Here is a 1652-nt window from a genome sequence, read left to right as displayed (position 1 = left end):
TACTAACAGACCTGAAAATCTTAATAAAATAGCTAGATGGCTCAGTACTTTAACGTATGCATTTAATAATGAAAATGATTTAGTGTTCAAAGCTGACAGATCTGAAAGTTATATCTACGAGGAAAAAGAAAGGGTTTATTTGAAAGCTGAAGCTATTGATGTTTTGGAGAAAAACCTTATTTCTTTCAAAGAGTTATACTGGAATGACGGTTACTTGCATCACGATGATGTATTGTTTTTTAGCTTTCAAATTATAAAAAAATATCCTTTTGTCTTAGATGTTTTAAGAGCTAAATTTCCCTACTTCTTTGTAGATGAGTTTCAAGATAGTAACCCTATTCAAGTTGAGTTACTTCGTCAGATTGGAGAGCGAGATACTATCGTAGGAATTATTGGTGATAAGGCGCAGTCTATATTTCAGTTTCAAGGTGCAAAACCAAAACAGTTTGATGATTTTCAGCTAGAAGGTATACATGATTACAAGATAGATAACAATAGACGTAGTACGAAAGAAATTATTAACTTATTAAACCATATAAGACCTAATTTTAAGCAACAAGGTCAAGATGAGTTTAATGGAAATAAGCCTATTATTTACGTTGGGGATAGATTAACTGTTCTGCGAACAATTGAAATAACACTTTCTGAAGAAGAAATAACAACACTCTCTTGGAAAAATATAACTGCTAATGCTTTGAAAAAAGATGTTGAAGGTATAGATTTAAACGACAACTTATTCAAAGATTTGAAAGGTGTTGATAGTCCCAATCGCTATAGATTAGTTATACCGTGCATAATGGCTGTAGAATTATGTCGTGAAAATAAAATTAAAGAAGCTTTAAGTGAACTTAAAAGATATTTTGGGAGAAGTAGTCAAGGTAAAAAGGATGCGTTAGATTTACTTTTTCTACTGAATAGTAAATACGATGAATACTGTAATAAACCTATAATGACTCTTTATAGTATATTAAGAGCAGATTCAGGTATAGAAGGGCTTAGTAATTTCAGAGCTGGAAGTCCTAAAAATTTCTACGACAATACTAATTATAAGAGCTTAGCTTTATGTGTAAATATTGTTGAAGATACCAGTAGTAATATTACTATACACAAATCAAAAGGTGCTGAATTTGAGAATGTTTTACTTGTCTTGAATGATGAAGAAGAAATCGATTTTATAACTAATGCTAATTTAGATGGTTTAGAAAAACATAGGCTTAAGTATGTTGCTGTAAGTAGAGCTATACAGAACTTATTTATCACAGTACCAGATTTGAGTACGGAAAAGGCTGAACTGATTGAAAACTTGGAGCTAGTAGATATTATTAGGCTTAGTGATATACCAAACCATTCTACGCCCCCGAATTAAATTCTGCTTTGTCTAGAAAGGTTGCCCTAAAAAGCATTTTAGCCGTGACTGACGCGATATCCTGTGCGACTAAGCGGGTTGCGGGCACTTGGCTGAGGGTAGTATCGAGAATACAGGAATGCCATCAGCCGTTAGTGCCCGCCACGCTTAGGGGTACAGATACAAGCAGAAGGCGCGATTAGCTCCCCAATATTATCAGCCACAATACTCCCACCTTTTGACCATTTCTAATACGCCGATACCTAAAACTTGCGCAGACTACTTGGCGGGGTAGCCTGTGATGTCT

1 protein-coding gene is annotated in these 1652 nt (G+C 34.4%); it reads left to right on the top strand.

The features are described 5' to 3' along the window. Positions 1–1366, top strand: a 1366-nt coding sequence (locus tag JMW64_RS13775; RefSeq protein WP_201555354.1) for a UvrD-helicase domain-containing protein, incomplete at its 5' end; no start/stop codon positions are given. Positions 1367–1652 lie beyond the last annotated feature (286 nt).

This window comes from Psychrobacter immobilis, from assembly GCF_904846065.1.
Lineage (GTDB): Bacteria > Pseudomonadota > Gammaproteobacteria > Pseudomonadales > Moraxellaceae > Psychrobacter > Psychrobacter immobilis_H.
The sequence above is the reverse complement of the archived record's forward strand: the minus strand, read 5'-3'. Positions and strand labels throughout refer to the sequence as shown.